2 protein-coding genes and 1 pseudogene are annotated in these 2526 nt (G+C 35.5%); 1 reads left to right on the plus strand and 2 read right to left on the minus strand.

The genetic code is table 11. The features are described 5' to 3' along the window. Positions 1 to 69: 69 nt before the first annotated feature. Positions 70 to 1236, minus strand: a complete 1167-nt coding sequence (locus BTA31_RS22110; RefSeq protein ID WP_076794265.1) for an MFS transporter — start codon at positions 1234 to 1236, stop codon at positions 70 to 72. A gap of 295 nt (positions 1237 to 1531) precedes the next feature. On the opposite strand from BTA31_RS22110, the gene BTA31_RS22115 reads away from it, so the two are divergent. Further along, the gene (locus tag BTA31_RS22115) at positions 1532 to 1867 is read left to right on the plus strand and encodes a winged helix-turn-helix transcriptional regulator (protein ID WP_076794267.1); all 336 of its coding nucleotides are present in this window, start codon (positions 1532 to 1534) and stop codon (positions 1865 to 1867) included. Between the two features lie 172 nt (positions 1868 to 2039). On the opposite strand, the pseudogene BTA31_RS22120 reads toward BTA31_RS22115, so the two are convergent. Beyond that, a pseudogene (locus BTA31_RS22120) lies at positions 2040 to 2246 on the minus strand (transposase); the annotation flags it as partial. Positions 2247 to 2526: the final 280 nt, after the last annotated feature.

The following is a 2526-nucleotide window of genomic DNA, read 5'->3' on the forward strand; positions in this document are numbered from 1 at the left end:
TTCAAAGATGTATTCCTGACACACAAACAGGAGTTCCTTCATATCGAAGAAACGCCAATAATATGTGTCTTATGCTATCTTTGATGCTCTCTTTCCTCGTAAAGAAAAAGAAACGAAGGCAATTACTAAAGAAAGTATGATTGTCCCACTTGCAACCCATGGATTATAAAGAACTGTGAAAGTGTTACGGACTATCAGTCCTCCTGCTGCAGCTCCAACGGCAGTACCCAAATGAACAAAAGATGTATTCAAACTGAGTACTAAATTTGTGGATCGAGGTGCTTCTTGTATAAAATATGTTTGAATAGCTGTACCTGTAACAAAAATTGAGAACATCCAAATCGATAATAAAAGTAATCCGATAACCATCAGTGTTGAAAGCAAAGGAAGAAAAGCAAGTGATATTGATGAGATCAATAAACTGAAAGAAATTATCTTCGTAGTTCCCCATTTATCAACACCGGCTCCGCCATATCGTGAACCAATAACACTGCAAACACCAAATACGAGCATCATCCAACTAATTTTAGAGGGAGTTAGATGAAGAATGTTTTGCAAAAATGGAGTTATATAAGTTAACATTATCGAATTACTGGTAGTCATAAATAATGTAGCCAAAAATCCGCTCACAATGATAGGATTACTTAATACTGAGAATTGCTTTAAAAATGGAACCCTAGCATCCCCTTCAATTTTGGGAAGTAAACGAATTAATCCCAATAGAATTAATAGGCTAAAAACACCTAAAATAATGAATATGACTGGCCAACTCCACAAGTTCGATATCGCAACTCCTATCGGAACCCCCAATGCAATCGCACTCCCAAATCCAAGAGCTATTATACCAATTGCACTACCAACCTTTTCAGCTGGGACTAATTTAGCAGCTGAACTTAGAGCAACAACTTGGTATACACCTGCACTCAATCCTAGGATTATTCGAGAAACCATTAAAATGAAATAACCAGAACTTATATAAGAGATTAAAGAGCCAATAATAAATACAATGAGTGAAATTATTATTAATTTTTTTCTTTCCATCCGCGATGTTAATGACACCAAAATGGGAGTACCGATTGCAAATGCAAGTGAATAGGCTGTTATCAATTGCCCAGCAAGAGCTATAGAAATGTTTAAATCATTGGCAATAATATTGAGGATACCTGCAACAACTAATTCGGCGGTACCCGTAAGAAATGCTCCTAATCCGAGAAGATATAGACTTAGATTTTTCATTTTTTCTCCTTTCTAGACCTTTATACGATAGTTCCATGTCTAGCATAGACCATGGATTAGTAACCATATAATGACTAGTTTCATTTGTTGTCAGTTGAAGTGTCTTGTGAAATAATTTTTATATAGATGATACTTGAATAATAAATGGTAAGTATTAAAACAAGAATTCACCTTGGTTTATATCATTTCACCCAATGTCAGTATAATGTACTTGTTTGGTTGGTGGAAGAAGGCAAAATATTTGGAGATACTCCAGTTATTTTGACCTAATTACTTTTAGTAAGGATGTGGAGAAATGAATGAATTATTTGAAGAGAGTAAATTTTGCGGCAACATCTGTGAAGTTATACAAGTCCTTGGCTCAAAATGGGCCTTCGCAGTAATCACTATACTAAAAAAAGAACCAAAAAGGTTTAACCAACTTCAAAGAGAAATAACCCTTATCAAGACCCAATCCCTAACTAATACACTTCGAAAATTGGAACAAAATGGTTTTGTTCAGCGCGAAATATTTAATACTGTGCCTGTAACTGTTGAATATTCTTTAACTGAAAAAGGTATGGATTTTCAAACAGTTCTAAATGAAATGCAAAGATGGGTATCGAAATGGGGAAAAGAACAATATAAATGATAAAAATCCACTCGTTTCTTGAGACTCCCACGACTGAAGTCGCAAGCCCTACACCTTACGTTATGACGGGGGGATTCTTGAATGACTAAACGTTCGCAGTCCATTTCTGTTTTGAACAGCCTTCAAGGTAAGGGTATCTCATTACCCCTCCTAAGACAGTGCATATAGCATCTTAGGCTGGCTGACTGTTACCTTCAACCACAGGTGCATATCGAATATTCATAGCACCGACTAAATCACGATGTTTTTCGAATCCGCACTTACACTTATATTTTCTATCTTGTGCTTTATTCTTTTCATGGCACTTAGGACATGTTTGACTTGTGTATGCTGGATTCACATACTCAACTTTAATACCTTCTAAACTCGCTTTATATTGGTGTTTTTTCTTTTTAGATCCTATACAATCCAGTTTTTTCATTTCTTCAAAAGAGAATACCTTAAAATTGCGACGCAATAAATGTATGAAGAGCCGCTCAGGAGATGAAGTTACTTTTGCAAATATCCCTTCCTTTGTATTCAAAGTTTGGAATGAATAGAGGTGTAATGTAGATCGGTTTTTAAAATAGCGTAATAACTAAAAAGAGCCGTTTTAAAGGCTCTTTTCTTTTTGTGGAGAGATATCTCTACTGTAATGGCTGTTGAAACTGTTGGTTTTG

Origin of the sequence: Bacillus haynesii (assembly GCF_001969855.1) — a bacterium.
In the GTDB taxonomy this organism is placed as follows: Bacteria; Bacillota; Bacilli; order Bacillales; family Bacillaceae; genus Bacillus; species Bacillus haynesii.

What these genes read in the sequence shown, in the direction of transcription:
- BTA31_RS22110 (WP_076794265.1), bottom strand. Translation starts at nt 1,236, where the DNA reads ATGAAAAATCTAAGTCTATATCTTCTCGGATTAGGAGCATTTCTTACG.
- BTA31_RS22115 (WP_076794267.1), top strand. Translation starts at nt 1,532, where the DNA reads ATGAATGAATTATTTGAAGAGAGTAAATTTTGCGGCAACATCTGTGAA.